Below are 17,714 nucleotides of genomic sequence, written 5' to 3' on the forward strand. Positions count from 1 at the left end.
CACGTATTCCACATAATATATAGTAGTCATGGCACAACAACTTTATCTAAGATGCTTGAGTGACGTATTTATTGTGTTTTATTTTCAGCGATATGTTGGCGTTGAAAATCTGCAATTTGTTCATAATTCTCTGTTAAAGAACGACTTAAATTGATAAAAATGGATACGATCTCTTGGTAAACAGTGACATTTTCTTCAATCGGCGTATGATTGTTTGTGGCACCGACCATCGATGAAACGATTGAAAAATCTTCAATGTCACCTACAGCTTTAAGTCCGAGCACGCAGGCACCTAAGCATGAACTTTCATAACTTTCAGGAACCACTAACTCTGTGTCAAATATATCTGACATCATTTGACGCCATACTTCACTTTTCGCAAAACCACCTGTTGCTTTTATCATCTTAGGTGTTTCATTCATTACTTCAATAAGCGCAAGATAGACGGTATACAAATTGTAAAGAACACCTTCTAATGCAGCGCGAATCATATGTTCTTTTTTATGAGATAAAGTTAAACCGAAGAATGAACCTCTTGCATTTGCGTTCCAAAGCGGCGCACGTTCTCCTGCTAAATAGGGATGGAATATTAAACCATCTGCACCTGGTTTAACACGCTTTGCAATTTGAGTTAAGACATCATAAGGATCAACACCGAGACGTTTCGCAGTTTCGACTTCACTCGCTAGCAACTCGTCGCGCAACCATCTCAATACGACACCACCATTATTTACAGGACCTCCGATGACGTAGTGGTCCTCTGTTAAGACATAACAAAATATTCTACCTTTGTAATCAGTACGCGGTTTATCTATCACAGTACGAATCGCCCCAGATGTACCGATTGTGACAGCAACTTCTCCTTTACCAACACTATTGACACCTAAATTAGAAAGGACCCCATCACTCGCACCAATAACAAACGGTGTATCTTTATTAAGCCCCATTAATGTTGCATAACGTTCTTTCATACCTTTCATCACATACGTTGTTGGAACTAATTCCGGCAACATTTCCTTGGAAATACCCAGCAGTTCTAATGCCTCAACATCCCAATCTAATGTTTCTAAATTAAACATCCCTGTTGCGGAAGCCATTGAATAATCAATGATATATGTATCAAATAAATGATAGAAAATGTATGTTTTAATATCTGCAAACTTAGCAGTACGTTGAAATACATCTTGCCATTCATGTTTCATCCAAAAAATCTTCGCTAATGGCGACATAGGATGAATCGGTGTGCCTGTTCGCTGGTAAATCGCATTGCCATCATGCACTTCATTTATTACTGTTGCATATTTTGCAGCGCGGTTATCTGCCCAAGTAATATTATTTGTTAATCTTTGATGTTGCTGATCCATCGCAATCAAGCTATGCATTTGCGCACTAAATGACACAAACTTAATGTCGTCTTTATTAACTTTGGATTCTCTCATAACATATTTAATAGTCATTAGTACTGCATCAAATAATTCATCTGGGTTTTCTTCTGAGACATCAACGTTTGGTGTGTGTAAATCATAGCCTATTTGATGTTTCATGATAAAAGTTCCATTTTCATCATATAAGACTGACTTGGTACTCGTCGTTCCAATGTCGACACCAATCATATATTTCATGATAAATCCTTCTTTCTTTCATTTTAATTCAACCAAAATCCTTCAATATCTTTACCAACATCGTCGAAATTTAAATGAAACGCTTCTTTCAAAATTTGACTGTCGTATTGTTCCACTGCATCAATAAACACTTGATGATTATGATGTATGCGTTCAAAATCTTGCGGGTTCTGTTGCATACGTTGTCGCATGGATGTTAAAACGAGTGCCATCATTACTGGTTTTAAATGACTCCAAAATGAGTTTAAATATTGATGATTAGATGCTTTGATTAATGTTTCATGAAATTCAAAGTCATGCTTCGTAAATGATTCTGCATCCTCAAATTTTACTGCCACTTTCATCATTTCAAGTTGTTTCTTCATTTCTTTTACGATAGGTAGTCGCTCTTGATTTTTAACTCTTGAAAATGCAAATGACTCTAACATCAGTCGCAAATCATACATTTCTTTCTTTTCTTGTTCCCCAAACGGCAACACATGTGCACCCATTCTTTCTAATTGGATGAGTTGATTTTGTTGCAATAATTTAAATGCATCTCGAATTGGCGAACGACTCACATTAAATTGCTTTGCCATTTGATTTTCAGTGAGTAACGTACCTTCAGCTATGTGACCATTCACAATGCCTAAGCGTAATTCTGCCGCGATACCTTCTCCAGTTGTCATACCTTCCAACCATTTCTCTGGATATCCATACATCATCAAAGTCACTCCTTCATTACACGACATACTTGTATACAAGTATGTTAATATAGTTATTATGAGTTTGCAAGCGCTTTCTTTACGAGCACTAAAATAGTGACCACCCCTTTTCGATTTAAATTTAAAGGAAATGGTCACTATCACACGAATGATTTAATTGTTATGTTGTATGTGGGATATTTCTAATTGTTCTGTACTCATATGCGCTTTAGGTACTTCAATGCAATAATGCGTTTCATGACAGTTTGGACATTCGAATCGACGTGTTGTCGCTGTATGTTTCGCTTTGATAACTGCCCACAAAGATGGTGAGAATATATGCTGGCAGTTAGGACATAAATAGGCAACCTTTTGTTGGTAATAAAAAGTAACACCAATGCCATAACCAATCATAAATGGTAAAGCAATTAAAAACGGCCATTTATTTTTCATCAAAATTGCACTTATAATGCTAGAATATTGAATTATTCCTATAATACCAGCACTAATCCAAATGTTACGACGAATACTTTTCATTTCAGCTGATTTACTCATGACATGCTCTATGTCTTTTAAGTGTGTGATTGGAGACGTCGACGCTTCATTTACGTAATATTGAACATTTTTAATTTTGTTTAATACCGCTTGTTGCTGTTTAACTTGTTGGTTAATTTCTTGTTGTTTCATAGTTAGTAAAGTATTGAGCGTCTTCAAAGTACCTTCACCTTTTAGCAACATATCTATATCGCTTAACGCACAACCTAAATCTTTAAGCAATAAGATTAACTCTAATGTTTGTCGCTGTTGTTCTGTATACACACGACGCTTTCCTTCTGTAAATCCTTGTGGTTTCAAAATACCTTTGCGATCATAATATTGAATCGTTCGTGTTGTCACATTGCATAATTTTGCGAGTTCTCCAGTCGAATAGTTAGACATAGATTCCACCTCCTATAATTACCATAGTTGATGACCCGACGTCACGAGCAAGTACAATTTCCACATTTTAAAGAAATTTATTATACTAGGCGTCTTATTTTTATGATTTCGTACCATGTTGATTTACAAACTCACTCAAACTAAGTAACACACCTACTAAACATCTACTCTGTTATTTCAGAATGAATTTGTTGTAATTTATCTTCAACTTCAGTAATCTCTGTCGCACATTCTTTCAGTAAATCTCGATACTTTTCCGTCTCTGCATTGTTTTTATAACGTATTTTATGTTCTAAACTTGCCCACATATCCATACCTATCGTTCTAATTTGAATTTCAACAGGCAATACCTCAACGCGTTCTGCTAAAAAGACTGGAATAGATACAACGATATGTAAACTGCGGTAACCATTTTCTTTAGGGTGCTGAATATAATCTTTACGTTTTATCAATTGTACGTCTTCTTGTTTAAGCAACATCTCTTCAATCAAATAAATATCATCTAAGTAATTACATACTACGCGAATTCCGGCAATATCCAGTATATGTTCTTTGGCAGTTTCTGCGCTAATCTGTAATCCTTTACGATTAAGCTTTTCTATTAAACTACGCATTTCTTTCACACGTCGCTCCATATGATGTATAGGATTGTGTTTATAAATGTGATTGAAATTGTCATCTAAAATACTCAGTTTAGTGCTTATTTCCTTTAGTGCTGACGAATAAATATGATCTAACTCTACGAAACCTAATAACGTATCAAATGCTTCATCACCATTTTCAAATTTACTTAAACTATTTTTAAAATCATGTCGCAAATCCTCTAAATATAGTGATGGTTTTCGATCTACATACATTTTTATACTAACCTCCGATATATAATCATCTTTATTGTACCTAACATTTTATTAAGATAATACTAATACACTATCGAACTTTGGGCTGATACTGAAACAGCACAAAGAAACTCAAACAATTCGAATTATGTATCAAAACCTTCAATTACAGGAAGTGATTTTAAAATGATTTAACGCAAAAAAACACCTGTTACCGTTATATAGGTACAAGTGCTTAATTGATAGAGATGTTATACGTCTTTAAATGATTCCACAACTTTTGGATGTGGACCATCCATAAGCGGTTCTCTTTGTCGAACGCCACCACTTTGGTTGCCAATTGATTCGCTATCAAAGTACGATTTATCTTGATTTGATTGTTCTTGAATATGTTCTTCATTATCAGTTGTTGCATATTCACTATCCACCTCTGTTTTTTCCATTGTTGCTGTATGGAATTGTACGAAGTTCTCTTCTTCTAATGCTTTGATTTCTTCTTTCGATAACGCTCGATACCAATCTTTCGCTTTTTTCGCCGCAATAGGAACAACATCTTTTTCAAGATATCCTTCTTTTAACATTGCATTCGCAATTTCTATCGCTTTTTGCCGTTTAATTACTTCAAATTCTTTCCATTTTTCGGGGTAACCTTTCATTGTAAAGGGCATTCCCTTAACCTCCAATATGTTATAATTCATGTTATATACCACCATAATTATAAAATGAAACATATTAAACACAATTTTTTAGACTCCCGTCATAATAACTTCAGACAAACGTTAGTCTGACCTGATAAATATTTAATTTTAAACGTTCTTGTCTCTCTCACGAAAACCATTGTGTTGAATATTCATCATTGCTGATTGAATATAATTATACTGTGGTAAATCTGGTAATATCTTTATTTCTAATTCTGTATTTAATTCGAAATGCTTAGCGATGTTTTCAAATATTGCTAAATACTCGCCCATTAATTGTTCATTTATTGTAAGTCTATCTTCATTAGCCATGGCTCTATTTAACATAAAGCTAATTTCTTCTAATGCGAATAAGCTAGGATAATAATTTTGAATCAATGTCTTATCACTAAATAATTCACCATTAGCTGCATTATAAACTTGCGTCATGTTATTTAATTTCACAGATAGGTTCATAGCCGTGTTTTTCTGATACACATCATCTTTATATTGATTTTCAGAAAATAAATAATGAAAGAGCGTTGCTTCTTTACGAACAACTTCAGCCATTACATTAGGAAGCAATGCGGATGCGGTACGTTGTCCAAGGACAAATAAACCTATGATTGCAATCACAATACCCATTGCAACGTCAATAACTCTTGGAAACGCAATGTTAATTGTTAAATTCTGTGATGCTAATCCGTTCATTAAAATAACTTGTATTGTAATAAAAACTACTGCAATCGCATAATTTGCTCCCACCAATGCTTCAGTAAACAATGCTGCAATGCCCATTAAAATTACTGCAACAGGTGTTGGTATTGAAAACAACAATATGACTGAAAGTACTAACACACCTAAAATAGTACCTAAACCTCGTGCCATACCTCTCTCGATTGCATGTATAGTTGATGTTCCTAGTAATATTGTATGTGCAGATAACGGTATCCAGTATGCTTTTTCAAAATCAAACATTAACGCAATAAATATCGCTATCATCATAATCGCTGTATATCTCAATGTATTTCTAAAAACAATAGAGTCTAATGTTAAATTTTGATAAATGCGTTTACTATATAAAGGTTTTCGCATGTCTGCTTCATACGCAATACGCGCTTCATTTGCATGCACCATTTCATCAATTTTCAATATATGGTTGAATAAATTTTGAAATTCCTCTGTTACTGTCACTTCTTTTCGCCAATATCTTACATTTTCCTCACTATTATCTAGTTGTGCAATGATATGATCCATCATTTCAATTAACTCATCTGGCAATGGTCGAATTTGTTTAGCGTTCAACTCTAACAGTTCAGAATAAATCCCTTGGGCAGATGTGTGTAATAATAATAATTTTTGGAAACGTCTACTTAATTTATCGTTACTTGAAGTAGAAGTGATTAATAATTTATCAGATGCTTTAAAACTATCCACCGCTGTTTTTGCTACTTGTAAAAAAGCAGATTTATCATTATAAGTGTGTAACAACTTAGATATGAGTTTAAAATCATTTTGAATTGCTTGTTCTTCAGCTTTGTTTTTAGAAAATACGATCGTGATTAACACCATCATAGTGGCAAGTATACCGCCTACTAAAATCGCAAAGCCTCTATATAATGCTTCTTCGGGAGCTATAGGTAAGTTAATGGGTAGACTGAATGTCACAATGAAGAATGTCGATGACGGTCCAGCTATTTTTAAGGCAGTAAATATATAAAATGGTATAACCGTAACAATTAATAATGTCATTCCAAAAACGAGTGGCGTTTTGGCTGTTAGCGTACCAAGCATCATACATATTGCAAACGCTAAATTACAAATTATTACAGTTCGCAGCTTAGATCGCGACGGACCTTTAAAAACATAAATATGGGCTAGTGTTCCGGTTGCAACTAATAATCCAAATTGGAAATTACCACATAAGTAACCGATTATTGCAGGAATAATCATTAACAGTCCCTGTCTTACACCTTTATAAAAGTCTAAGTTAAGTCGATTGATTTTTATGAGTGATGTCAAAAAGATGTCATTTCGACTTCTCCTTTCCTTGTCAAAATATTTCCATAATCTTTTTATTAGCATAGTTAAAATGAATTTGTTGCTATAAATTTTAATTACGCAACATATGTCATTATAACACCTTATGCTCAATTATCTAAATTTAAAAACTTTTAAAGTCCAATTAAAATTAATTTCTAATGTTATTTAACATCGTTGAACCTTTGGTCGCCCACCTTTGCGCTAGTTAAAATTTATATGTACTTTTACAAGCGTTACCTGACTAATGTTTTAAAACCTTATTTCTTTACATATATCATTTCAATAACTTCATTTTCATCTTAAACCATATCTGTTTTAAAAAGTTTCAATTTCAACGCAAAAAAAGCAATAAGCCCCAACTATGTGAAAGCTTACTGCTTGTTTAAATTATTTTTCTATTGCTTTATCATCACTAACAATTAAAGGTTGATCTGGTTTCACATAGAACCACATAATCACAGCGATTACTGCTGGAACGATTAACAATTGGAATGTCATTGTCCAACCCAAATGTTCTACGAATAGACCTGCTAATAGCGGACTGATTAATGCACCTATATTACCCCATAAGTTCATCCACCCTGATACTGTACCAGAGAAGTTACGTCCTAAGTCAGTTGCTGCAGCCCAACTCATACCCATTGAAATACCGATACCACCAAGACCTAGTGATAACCAGAAAATACTTACATATAAATTTCCTGTGCGTACAGCAAAGATAATTGAAACTGCAAACACAATAAATCCTGCAATTGCAATTACACCTCTAGCTACGAATTTTGAACGACCTAATCCTAATACACGGTCAGAAATTGCACCTGCTGATAAGATTAAGAAGAACATTAATAACCAAGGTAATGAACTAATGCTCATTTCTTTAAAGTTAACGTGGAATACTTCTGTTAAATACGTCGGTAACCAAATTAAGAATAATGTAATGATAAATTGTACAACAAAGTATTGAATTGCAATTGCATAGAAGCTAAAACGTTTAAAGAAATCATTCCATGGTGGTGATGACTTTTCAGTAGCTACGATATCACGATTTTCCATAATGAAACGTTTCTCCGCTTCATTAACCATTCTATGTTGCTCAGGTAAGTCTTTGGCAATAATCGCCCATAATACAGCCATTAAAATACCTACTGCACCAAAAATGTAAAATACTGCTTGCCAGTTAAATGCGTTAACAATAGCAATTGTAACTATTGGTGCTAATACAGGTCCGAAATATGATCCTGCTAATAATGCACTTGATGCTCTACCTTTTTCATTTTTAGAGAACCAAAATGAATTAAACACAGCATTAGAAGGGTACATTGGCGCCTCACCTACACCAAATAAGAATCTCACTAAATAAATTAAACCGTGGTTCTTAATCATACCCGTTAAGATTGTAAATGCACTCCACCAAACTAATGCAATTGTAATCATCTTACGTGGACCGAATTTTTCAGCCAACATCCCCGATGGTACTTGCATTAATGCATAACCTAGAGAGAAGAATGATGCCAATAAACCAAATTGTGGTTTTGTCATCCCTAAATCATCCATCATTTGCTTAGCGATATATGAAATGTTTGCTCTATCCATATACGCAATAACCCCAATAAAGAAGAACGCAAGCGCGAACATCCACCTTACGTTAGTTCGTTTTTCCTTCATAACTATTCCTACTTCCCTAATTAATTTTTTAAAACTTACCCTGAAACGTTAAAATTTTCGGACATCTGGCATGTCCACCCCTACTTTGTCACAAAATTGTACCAAAGTTATTTTTTATAATATTATCAGACATGGAAAGCGTTTACAATAGAATCTATAAAAATTTTATTAAATTCCGCTTAACTTTTGCTATTAAAACGATATAAAGGAACTTTTAGTTACATAGTAGCCTATCGTTTGTTAATTAAAAATACTGCAATCCTAGTGTTTTAAAACGTATATTGCAGGCTTTCTTACATATTCGACATTCATTTTAAATTGCATATAACTACATTAACCATTCATTGTGCAGCGCCTGTTGTTTAGATGATCATTTATTGACTTTTTGCTCTTATAGCAAGCAATTTTTTGATTTATTGCTTATAATACATTTTAAGACAAATGTTTGTTTCAACATCGCATGCGACATCATTAATTATTCATTTAAATTTATCCAGTTTCTATTTGTCTGCAATTGCTGAAAATTAAAGGAGCTTATTTTTAATAATGGAACAAATTATCACTGAATTTATTAGCCGTTTTGGGTATGCAGCCATTTTTATATTAATTTTATTAGAAAATGTACTACCTATCGTACCATCGGAAATTATTCTGACATTTGCTGGTCTTATGTCTGTTAAATCACATTTATCAATTTTAACTTTATTTATTATTGCAACTATCGCATCGTTTATAGGGCTGTTAATTTTATATTATATCTGCCGTTTGATTTCAGAAGAACGTCTATATCGTTTTATTGATCGACACGGTAAGTGGATTAAATTGAAAAGTAAGGATTTAAAGCGAGCAAATGATTGGTTTAAAAAGTATGGCGTATGGGCTGTATTTATCTGTCGTTTCATACCTGTATTACGTGTATTGATTACCATTCCAGCTGGTGTAAACCGCATGAATGTTGTGACATTTACCGTTATTTCATTAATAGGTACTACAATCTGGAATTTCGGTTTAATTTTACTAGGACGCACTTTGAGCGATAGCTTTGGTATGTTGATGACTGGTCTTCATACATATTCACGTATTATGTATGTTGTCATCATTATCGCAGTCATTTACTTTGCTATACGTTACATTGGCAAACGTAAGAGAGTAAAATAATATTGTTGTTAGCATAAAGGCATGAATTTTAAATTTCTATAAACAAAAAGCAGTGAATCATTCCATCTATTGAAATGATTCACTGCTTTTTTAAGTTTATTTGGCATACTTTAGCTGAAAGTCAACTATCTTTATATAAAGAAATATTACTATTAACATGATAGTTATAGTTGTGAAGTAAAAGGCTACCAACGGCTGAGAAATGATACCAATTAATAATGCACCGACAGTCATTCCAATATATCTCACAAAATTAAATACACCTAGCACTTTCCCTTTTATATGTTCAAACCTTTTAGAAATTATAGTAGACAGCAAAGCTGGCACAATACCAACACAAGTACCTAATATAAATATAATTACTGATAATATAATTACATTTGATTCGTTTAACCATCCAAACAATAACGTAAATATAGCAAATCCAGTTATAGTAACACGAAGTATCATTATTTCATTATATTTTTTTGAAAATCGCTTATAAAATAAACTTCCTAATATAACACTAACAGTAATAGGTAAAAACAAAACTCCTGATATTCCAACGCCTATATCATAGGTATTATTTAATAATGTTGGTAAATAAACTAATATTGAAAAGTACGTAAAAAATATTAAAAATCCCAATGTCACTAAAGTAATAAACACTTTATCGGTCAAATATTTTTCTTCAATTTTTTCAGTTAATTTTACAATCCCTTTTTCAACATTTGGAATATCAATAAAAAAGATAATCAAAAATAATACGATAGATATAACGAGCAAAAAACTAAAAATACCAATATAATCCCATCTTGCACCTAAAGTACTCCCTAAGATTGGTGCCAAAGCTGGTGCACATGATAAAAATATTTGATAGTTCGCCATAGCTTGAGCTCTACCATTATCTGTACTTAGTTTGGCTAATAAAGTTAAAGTCACGAGAGGAATAATTCCGCAACCAATTGCTTGAAATAACCTTGATATAGCAAATAATATAAAGTTATGTGTCACTGCACAAATAAAGCTAGATATGATTACTATTCCCAATCCCGTTAAAAGTACTTTTTTCGAATCACGAGAATCTATACTTCTACCAAGTACAATTTGCATAACTGCAACGATAAATATAAAACCGCCAACTGTCGCATTTATCCAAAATAGTGGTACTTGAAAATCGTCATATAGTCTCGGAATAATAGGCGTGTATATGTTTTGAATCAATGATGCGAAAAATGCTAAAAATCCTAGAATATATAATCTGATATTACTATTAATCATTTAAACCATCTTCTTTTTTTAATTCTTCTATACTACGGTTTAAAAACTCTATAATAACTGCCATTTCATCATCATCAAAGACTTTAAGTACCTCTTCATATTTTTTTACCGATTTTTCATGTAATTCATCATGTATATAAGATAATTTTTTTCCTTTTTGTGTTAATGAATAATTAACTTCTCTTTTGTTAAATTCATTGTGCGATTCAACTACTAAGTCTTTCGCTAAAAGTTTTTTTATCGATTTAGTAATTGCTGGTTTTGATACATTTAACATTTCAGACAAAAATTTATTATTCACTTTATCATTATTATCAATCAACTCTATGATATGAAATTGTGTTAGAGATAAATCTAGTTCCTCATTTTCCTTTTTATACTGTCTTCTTTTATCGGCATTTTCTCTTTCTATAATAAATTGTTGTAATTTTAAAATAACTTCTCTCTTCATATCCACTATTATTCCTCCTCTTCATTAGTTAACCGGTTAACTATATTATTGTTGTCACTCCCATTTTTGTCAAATATTGTTGTAATTAACATATATTTACTTAGTTATGCACCATTTATTCCGCATTTCACAAATCCACCTATAATACAAACTATCATTTTAAATAAGCAGAATTTACCCTGTCTTCCACACAAATTGTTTTCGACACTTTAATGTGCCTACTATCCAAAAAAGTTACTCATAACAAATTGCGCATTTTAATAAATGTAGCAATGCCATTTGCATGCTGCAAAAATACTCGTATTCATATTTATGTTTTATATTATTAAAGTTTTTTAAATCCATATTTTTATAACACTTGCTATGTGATAAAATTAATTTTATATATAAAATCTTAAGATTCAGATTATTTAATAGCAAAGGAGATAGTGATATGGATGTTTTAACAATAGAACATTTAACAAAGAAGATAGGCAACAAAACGATTCTCGAAGATGTATCATTTAAGCTGAAACGCGGACAAATAGTTGGTCTCGTTGGAGCGAATGGTGCAGGTAAAACAACTTTAATGAAAGTTATATTAGGTTACTCTAGTTTCCAAAGCGGGAATTTTAATGTTATTAACAGCAAGGACAGCAAAAGCAATATCGGCGCATTGATTGAAAATCCAGGAATATATCCTTTTATGTCTGGATATGAAAACTTGAAGTTATTGAATGAATCAAAAAACACTCAAGATATCGATAAAATTGTCTCACAACTTCATATGGATGAATACATTCATAAAAAAGCTAAAACGTATTCTCTTGGTATGAAACAAAAATTAGGAATTGCTATAGCATTTTTAAATAAACCTCAATTCATTATCTTAGATGAACCAATGAATGGCTTAGATCCAAAAGCTGTGCGAGATGTACGTGAATTGATTGTCCAAAAAGCGCAAGAAGGTGTTACTTTCTTAATTTCGAGTCATATTTTAAGTGAATTAGTTAAAATCACAAACTCTATCCTTATTATTAACAAAGGTAAAATTGTTACAGAAACATCGGAAGAAGAACTTAAACAATTTAAAGATAATGATTTAGAAAATGTATTACTAGAAATCATAGAAAGGGAGGACCAAGCATAAAATGGGAACTTTAATTAAACAAGAATGTTTCAAATTATTTAAAAAGAAATCAACTTTTATCGCACCTATTGTCTTTATTCTACTAATGGTTGCTCAAGGTTATATTGCTACAAAATACAATGAAATTTTTACGCCACAGGAATCTTTCACATCTGCTTATAATGGTTTTTCATGGTTTGCATTTTTATTAATTATTCAAGCAAGTACAATCATTTCAATGGAATTTCATTACGGTACGATTAAAAATTTACTCTATCGTGAATATTCAAGAACAACTATGATTGTTAGCAAAATCATCACATTATTTATTATTTCTTTAATTTATTTTGTTATTACAATTATTGCTTCAATTGTTATTGGGTCTTTATTCTTTAATGATTTAAATATATTTGAAAGTAGCGGTAATCAATTATCTTTATTGAATCAATTATTATTAGTTAGTTTAGGCACATTTGTTGGCGTTTGGTTAGTTTTAAGCTTAACGTTGCTATTATCATCTGCAACAAATTCAACGGGAGTAGCCATTGCTGTAGGTATTGTTTTTTATTTTGCAAGTTCTATTTTAGCAGTTATTCAAACGGCACTTTTAGAAAAAATAGACTGGCTAAAGTGGAATCCTATTAATATGATGAATATTATGCTTCAAACAGTTGAAAAAGGCTTTAGTAAGTCGACAAAATTAGAACTTCATGAATTGTTTATTGGTAATATTGCTTATATTTCTATTTTCTTAATACTTGTAGTATTTATTTTCAAGAAGAAAAATATTTAGTAACTTAAAGTATTAAATGTCTAAATACACACATATTCCATCGTAATTCAAAATCATTTTCAAATCCCTTCACCCAAATAATGGTGCGGGGATTTTTTCATCCAAATTTTGGAAATTCCACATTTTACATATCGTAATTTTTTAGGAAACTAGTGAATATAACAAATCCCTCCTCTCATTTTTAAAATAGATATATCACTTCCCCACTTTTACTTAACTAAACTGCAACGGTTCCTAATACCAAAATCCTGCCCTCTATTTTTATCAATTCAAGCATACTTATTGAAAAATGTTAACGTTTTCTTGATAATCATTGTAAGCGCATTTATTTTATAAACTAACGTTTGAAATATACTACAGGAGTGACACGTAATGACTCAAATTACTGAAAAAGAATTAAAAAAGAAGTATTTAGATTTACTATCCCAAAATTTTGATACTCCAGAAAAACTTGCAACTGAAATTATCAATTTAGAATCAATTTTAGAATTACCTAAAGGTACGGAACATTTCGTCAGCGATTTACATGGTGAATATGAAGCTTTCCAACACGTATTACGCAACGGTTCTGGGAACGTGCGAGCGAAAATCAATGATATTTTCAAAGAGAGACTTTCAACTAAGGAGCTTAATGACTTAACTGCTCTTGTCTACTATCCAGAAGACAAATTAAAATTGATTAAAAGTGATTTCCAAAATTGCGGTCAACTTAATGTCTGGTATATCACAACAATCGAACATTTAATTGAGTTAATTAAATATTGTTCTTCAAAATATACGCGTTCAAAACTGCGTAAAGCATTGCCAAAACAATACGTTTATATTATTGAGGAACTACTGTATAAAAGTAATGAATATCAAAATAAAAAATCATATTACGAAACACTTGTTAACCAAGTAATTGAACTTAAACAGGCAGATGATTTAATTATTGGACTCGCTTATTCCGTACAACGCTTAGTCGTCGATCATTTACACGTTGTCGGTGATATTTATGATCGTGGACCACAACCAGATAAAATTATGGATACACTGATTAATTATCATTCCCTAGATATTCAATGGGGTAATCATGATGTGCTTTGGGTTGGAGCCTATGCTGGGTCAAAAGTATGCTTAGCAAACTTACTTCGAATTTGTGCACGTTATGATAATTTAGATATTATCGAAGACGCTTATGGCATTAATTTAAGACCACTGCTTACTTTAGCTGAAAAATACTATGACGCAGATAATCCTGCTTTTAAGCCTAAAAAAAGACCTGACAAACACGAACGTTTAACTCAACGTGAAGAAAGTCAAATTACTAAAATTCATCAAGCTATTGCGATGATTCAATTCAAGTTAGAAATACCAATTATTAAACGTCGTCCAAATTTCGAAATGGAAGAACGTCTTGTGCTTGAAAAGGTTAATTATGATACAAATGAAATTACAGTTTATGGTAATACATACCCATTGAAAGACACATGTTTCCAAACTGTCAATCGTGATAATCCAGCAGAATTACTACCTGAAGAAGAAGAAGTCATGAATAAACTATTATTGTCATTCCAACAATCTGAAAAATTACGTCGTCATATGTCTTTCTTGATGCGTAAAGGCTCTCTTTACTTACCATATAATGGCAATTTACTCATTCATGGTTGTATTCCAGTTGATGAAAATGGTGAGATGGAATCATTTGAAATTGATGGTCATACTTACAGCGGCCAAGAATTATTAGATGTGTTTGAGTATCATGTCCGTAAATCATTTGATGAAAAAGAAAATACTGATGACTTATCGACGGATTTAGTTTGGTATTTATGGACTGGGAAATATTCGTCACTATTTGGTAAACGTGCCATGACTACGTTTGAGCGATACTTTATTGCAGATAAAGCTTCTCATAAAGAAGAAAAGAATCCGTACTATCATCTTCGTGAAGATGTGAATATGGTTCGTAAAATGCTCAGTGATTTCGGATTAAATCCAGATGAAGGACGCATTATTAATGGTCACACACCAGTGAAAGAAATCAATGGCGAAGATCCTATCAAGGCTGATGGAAAGATGCTTGTCATTGATGGTGGCTTTTCAAAAGCTTATCAGTCAACAACTGGCATTGCAGGCTATACACTATTGTATAATTCATTCGGTATGCAACTCGTTGCACACCAACAATTTAACGCTAAAGAAAAAATACTTTCCGAAGGTATCGATGAACTTTCTATAAAGCGCGTCGTAGATAAAGAATTACAACGTAAGAAGATTCGTGATACCAATATTGGTAAAGATCTTCAAGCTCAAATAGATATTTTGAAAATGTTAATGCATGATCGTTACTTAGACTAAAGACGACATTTGATGCATGTATCGTGCACTTATTTAGTGGTACTGTGTTTACGCATTGGCTACGCAAACACGATGATAAATAGGCGACCTAGCTACACCGAAAAAAATCCCCTCACTATTGCGAGTAGTGAGGGGATTGGTGTATCTATGCTAATTCCTGTTAACTGTATTATAACAACTTTACAGCAAAAAAATGCAAAATCAACTAATAAATTAATGAAATGACCGACACCCTCGCTTCTACTCCAATTTAACAAAATACTATATTAGTACTATATTTTTCATTAACATGTATGTTACATTTTCTATATTACTTAAAATTACGAAGGGACATTTTTAAATCATGCGTATCTTAAAAGAGTCCATTATTGTGGCATTTGCCTTTGTTGGTGTTGTCGTTGGTGCCGGCTTTGCTACTGGTCAAGAAATTTTCCAGTTTTTCACAAGTCATGGCGCATATAGCATTTCAGGCATTATTGTAACAGGACTATTGATTACTTTAGGTGGAATGGTTGTCATGCATACAGGTCATCATCTAAAGTCCAGAAATCATTCTGATTCAATTAACTATTTCTTATACCCCTCTATTGCAAGAGGTTTTGATATTATTTTAACAATGTTTATGTTGTCTTTAGCTATTATTATGACTGCAGGTGGTGCGTCAACCATTCATCAAAGTTTCAACTTACCGTATTGGCTGAGCGCACTCATATTAGTCGCCTTTATTTTAGCAACACTGTTTCTAAAATTCGATCGTTTAATTGCTGTGCTTGGCGGTGTTACCCCATTTTTAATTGCGATTGTCATTATGATTGCGGTCTACTATTTCACAACAAGTCATCTTGATTTTACTGCCGCTAATAATGATGCTCAGATTCATAAGCAGAAATCATTATCACCTGGATGGTGGTTTGATGCGATTAACTATGCAAGCTTGCAAATTGCTGCTGCCTTCAGCTTCTTATCAGTGATGGGTAGTAAAGTTAAATATCGTGACTCAACGTTATACGGGGGCTTGATTGGCGGTTTAATCATTACATTTTTACTCATGATGATTAATCTAGGTTTAATTTCTCAATTCGATAAAATTAAACACGTAGATCTACCTACATTAAAATTAGCGACACAAATGTCTCCGTCAATTGGTATTATTATGTCTGTCATTATGATACTTGTCATCTACAATACTGTTGTTGGATTAATGTATGCATTTGCGTCACGTTTCAGCGTTCCATTCAGCAGACGTTACTTCATCATTATTATTACAATGGCTGTCATCACTTATATTAGTACATTTATCGGTTTCATTTCATTAATTGGAAAAGTATTCCCTATTATGGGATTGTTCGGTTTCATCTTACTCATACCTGTACTCTATAAAGGTTTAATTAAGCGTATTACCGGCAAATCTCATATCGATTAAAATATCTATACTATTGTAAAATTTAGTACAGCACTTCAAAATCAAAAAAGCGGGCAGATGAAAAGTAAAAATCTTTTCCATCTGTCCGCTTCTTAATAGAACTGTTATTTCCCAAGTATTTGTTGACCAGCCGTTAATCCAGTTTCTGTAATTTCATGGCCCTTCACCCAAACTTCTTCGACTTGTGCCCCACGTGTATTAAACAAGTTAATGACTTGTTCACTTGCAGCTAATGGCACAATTGGATCATGTTTCCCCATAGAAAGCAACACACTGACATCTGATAAATCCTTTGTTGACGTTACTTCAACTGGGTATAACGGTGCATATAACAATGCTTTTTTAAATGATGCTTCTGAACGCAACATTAAGTTAATCGCTATATTTGATCCATTTGAAAATCCAACAAGTACTGCTTTTTCAATATCAAAATCATAACGTTCAGCAGCTTCTTTAATGAACGTCAACAATTCTTGTCCACGAAATGCCAAATCTTCTTCATCATAAACACCTTCACCAAGACGTTTGAAATAACGGTTCATCCCATTTTCTGAAACTTGTCCTCTAATACTTAACAAGTGATAATTTTCATTCAATGCTTCGCCTAACGGTAATAAATCGAACTCATCACCACCTGTACCATGCAATAATATTAGTGTTGGCGCACCATTTTGTCCTTCTCTAAAAATATGTTCCATCACAAATCCTCCTCATTCCAA

Annotated in this window: 16 protein-coding genes; 5 read left to right on the forward strand and 11 right to left on the reverse strand. The window is 32.6% G+C overall.

Annotated elements, in window-relative coordinates; translation table 11 throughout:
- Positions 1-68 precede the first annotated feature (68 nt).
- The 7 genes from gntK to JG553_RS09785 form a co-directional block, all read right to left on the reverse strand.
- On the reverse strand, positions 69-1,622 hold the full coding sequence (gene gntK / locus JG553_RS09755) for a gluconokinase (RefSeq protein WP_000876663.1): 1,554 nt from the start codon (positions 1,620-1,622) through the stop codon (positions 69-71).
- A 23-nt stretch (positions 1,623-1,645) separates the two neighbouring features.
- A complete protein-coding gene (locus tag JG553_RS09760) occupies positions 1,646-2,326 on the reverse strand; it encodes a GntR family transcriptional regulator (RefSeq protein ID WP_000990133.1) in 681 nt (226 codons plus the stop codon).
- Positions 2,327-2,479: 153 nt separating this feature from the next.
- Positions 2,480-3,244 (reverse strand): MerR family transcriptional regulator, encoded by a 765-nt coding sequence (locus tag JG553_RS09765; RefSeq protein WP_000074007.1) that lies wholly within the window; start codon positions 3,242-3,244, stop codon positions 2,480-2,482.
- 164 nt (positions 3,245-3,408) lie between these two features.
- Positions 3,409-4,101 (reverse strand): GTP pyrophosphokinase, encoded by a 693-nt coding sequence (locus tag JG553_RS09770; RefSeq protein WP_000289136.1) that lies wholly within the window; start codon positions 4,099-4,101, stop codon positions 3,409-3,411.
- A gap of 230 nt (positions 4,102-4,331) precedes the next feature.
- Entirely contained in the window at positions 4,332-4,748 is a 417-nt protein-coding gene (locus JG553_RS09775; RefSeq protein ID WP_001117054.1) for a DUF2188 domain-containing protein, read from the reverse strand.
- 138 nt (positions 4,749-4,886) lie between these two features.
- Positions 4,887-6,710: an FUSC family protein gene (locus JG553_RS09780; RefSeq protein ID WP_000586392.1), complete on the reverse strand. Its 1,824-nt coding sequence runs from the start codon at positions 6,708-6,710 to the stop codon at positions 4,887-4,889.
- 477 nt (positions 6,711-7,187) lie between these two features.
- A complete protein-coding gene (locus tag JG553_RS09785) occupies positions 7,188-8,465 on the reverse strand; it encodes a pyruvate MFS transporter (RefSeq protein ID WP_000660709.1) in 1,278 nt (425 codons plus the stop codon).
- Positions 8,466-9,011: 546 nt separating this feature from the next.
- Between JG553_RS09785 and uptA the strand changes: the two genes are divergently transcribed.
- On the forward strand, positions 9,012-9,623 hold the full coding sequence (uptA, locus tag JG553_RS09790; protein ID WP_000435044.1) for an undecaprenyl phosphate transporter UptA: 612 nt from the start codon (positions 9,012-9,014) through the stop codon (positions 9,621-9,623).
- A gap of 8 nt (positions 9,624-9,631) precedes the next feature.
- Here uptA and JG553_RS09795 read toward each other — a convergent pair whose 3' ends face one another.
- Genes JG553_RS09795 through JG553_RS09805 form a run of 3 tightly spaced genes read right to left on the reverse strand, consistent with a single transcriptional unit; the run spans position 9,632 to position 11,334 of the window.
- On the reverse strand, positions 9,632-9,730 hold the full coding sequence (locus tag JG553_RS09795; RefSeq protein ID WP_001791763.1) for a hypothetical protein: 99 nt from the start codon (positions 9,728-9,730) through the stop codon (positions 9,632-9,634).
- A complete protein-coding gene (locus tag JG553_RS09800; protein ID WP_000610884.1) occupies positions 9,720-10,883 on the reverse strand; it encodes an MFS transporter in 1,164 nt (387 codons plus the stop codon). The genes JG553_RS09795 and JG553_RS09800 overlap by 11 nt, the downstream gene beginning before the upstream one ends.
- A complete protein-coding gene (locus JG553_RS09805) occupies positions 10,876-11,334 on the reverse strand; it encodes a MarR family winged helix-turn-helix transcriptional regulator (protein ID WP_001803115.1) in 459 nt (152 codons plus the stop codon). Before JG553_RS09805 ends, JG553_RS09800 begins: the two co-directional genes overlap by 8 nt.
- Positions 11,335-11,767: 433 nt before the next feature.
- Between JG553_RS09805 and JG553_RS09810 the strand changes: the two genes are divergently transcribed.
- The 4 genes from JG553_RS09810 to JG553_RS09825 all read left to right on the forward strand — a co-directional run bounded on the left by JG553_RS09810 (position 11,768) and on the right by JG553_RS09825 (position 16,995).
- Positions 11,768-12,463 (forward strand): ABC transporter ATP-binding protein, encoded by a 696-nt coding sequence (locus JG553_RS09810; protein ID WP_000382904.1) that lies wholly within the window; start codon positions 11,768-11,770, stop codon positions 12,461-12,463.
- Between the two features lies 1 nt (position 12,464).
- Complete coding sequence (locus tag JG553_RS09815) at positions 12,465-13,235, forward strand: ABC transporter permease (RefSeq protein ID WP_000536961.1); 771 nt, start codon at positions 12,465-12,467, stop codon at positions 13,233-13,235.
- Between the two features lie 372 nt (positions 13,236-13,607).
- Complete coding sequence (locus JG553_RS09820; RefSeq protein WP_000192168.1) at positions 13,608-15,572, forward strand: fructose-1,6-bisphosphatase; 1,965 nt, start codon at positions 13,608-13,610, stop codon at positions 15,570-15,572.
- Between the two features lie 343 nt (positions 15,573-15,915).
- Positions 15,916-16,995, forward strand: coding sequence for a YkvI family membrane protein (locus JG553_RS09825; protein ID WP_001549787.1), 1,080 nt, complete (start codon positions 15,916-15,918; stop codon positions 16,993-16,995).
- A 104-nt stretch (positions 16,996-17,099) separates the two neighbouring features.
- Here JG553_RS09825 and mhqD read toward each other — a convergent pair whose 3' ends face one another.
- Positions 17,100-17,693 (reverse strand): methylhydroquinone degradation carboxylesterase MhqD, encoded by a 594-nt coding sequence (gene mhqD, locus JG553_RS09830; RefSeq protein WP_000400034.1) that lies wholly within the window; start codon positions 17,691-17,693, stop codon positions 17,100-17,102.
- Between the last annotated feature and the right edge of the window lie 21 nt (positions 17,694-17,714).

Source organism: Staphylococcus sp. T93 (assembly GCF_016743875.1).
Lineage (GTDB): Bacteria > Bacillota > Bacilli > Staphylococcales > Staphylococcaceae > Staphylococcus > Staphylococcus aureus.

Excerpts from the sequence above, each read along its gene's own strand:
- gntK (WP_000876663.1), bottom strand. The coding sequence starts at position 1,622 with ATGAAATATATGATTGGTGTCGACATTGGAACGACGAGTACCAAGTCA.
- JG553_RS09760 (WP_000990133.1), bottom strand. The coding sequence starts at position 2,326 with ATGATGTATGGATATCCAGAGAAATGGTTGGAAGGTATGACAACTGGA.
- JG553_RS09765 (WP_000074007.1), bottom strand. The coding sequence starts at position 3,244 with ATGTCTAACTATTCGACTGGAGAACTCGCAAAATTATGCAATGTGACA.
- JG553_RS09770 (WP_000289136.1), bottom strand. The coding sequence starts at position 4,101 with ATGTATGTAGATCGAAAACCATCACTATATTTAGAGGATTTGCGACAT.
- JG553_RS09775 (WP_001117054.1), bottom strand. The coding sequence starts at position 4,748 with ATGCCCTTTACAATGAAAGGTTACCCCGAAAAATGGAAAGAATTTGAA.
- JG553_RS09780 (WP_000586392.1), bottom strand. The coding sequence starts at position 6,710 with ATGATTATTCCTGCAATAATCGGTTACTTATGTGGTAATTTCCAATTT.
- JG553_RS09785 (WP_000660709.1), bottom strand. The coding sequence starts at position 8,465 with ATGAAGGAAAAACGAACTAACGTAAGGTGGATGTTCGCGCTTGCGTTC.
- uptA (WP_000435044.1), top strand. The coding sequence starts at position 9,012 with ATGGAACAAATTATCACTGAATTTATTAGCCGTTTTGGGTATGCAGCC.
- JG553_RS09795 (WP_001791763.1), bottom strand. The coding sequence starts at position 9,730 with ATGCCAAATAAACTTAAAAAAGCAGTGAATCATTTCAATAGATGGAAT.
- JG553_RS09800 (WP_000610884.1), bottom strand. The coding sequence starts at position 10,883 with ATGATTAATAGTAATATCAGATTATATATTCTAGGATTTTTAGCATTT.
- JG553_RS09805 (WP_001803115.1), bottom strand. The coding sequence starts at position 11,334 with ATGAAGAGAGAAGTTATTTTAAAATTACAACAATTTATTATAGAAAGA.
- JG553_RS09810 (WP_000382904.1), top strand. The coding sequence starts at position 11,768 with ATGGATGTTTTAACAATAGAACATTTAACAAAGAAGATAGGCAACAAA.
- JG553_RS09815 (WP_000536961.1), top strand. The coding sequence starts at position 12,465 with ATGGGAACTTTAATTAAACAAGAATGTTTCAAATTATTTAAAAAGAAA.
- JG553_RS09820 (WP_000192168.1), top strand. The coding sequence starts at position 13,608 with ATGACTCAAATTACTGAAAAAGAATTAAAAAAGAAGTATTTAGATTTA.
- JG553_RS09825 (WP_001549787.1), top strand. The coding sequence starts at position 15,916 with ATGCGTATCTTAAAAGAGTCCATTATTGTGGCATTTGCCTTTGTTGGT.
- mhqD (WP_000400034.1), bottom strand. The coding sequence starts at position 17,693 with ATGGAACATATTTTTAGAGAAGGACAAAATGGTGCGCCAACACTAATA.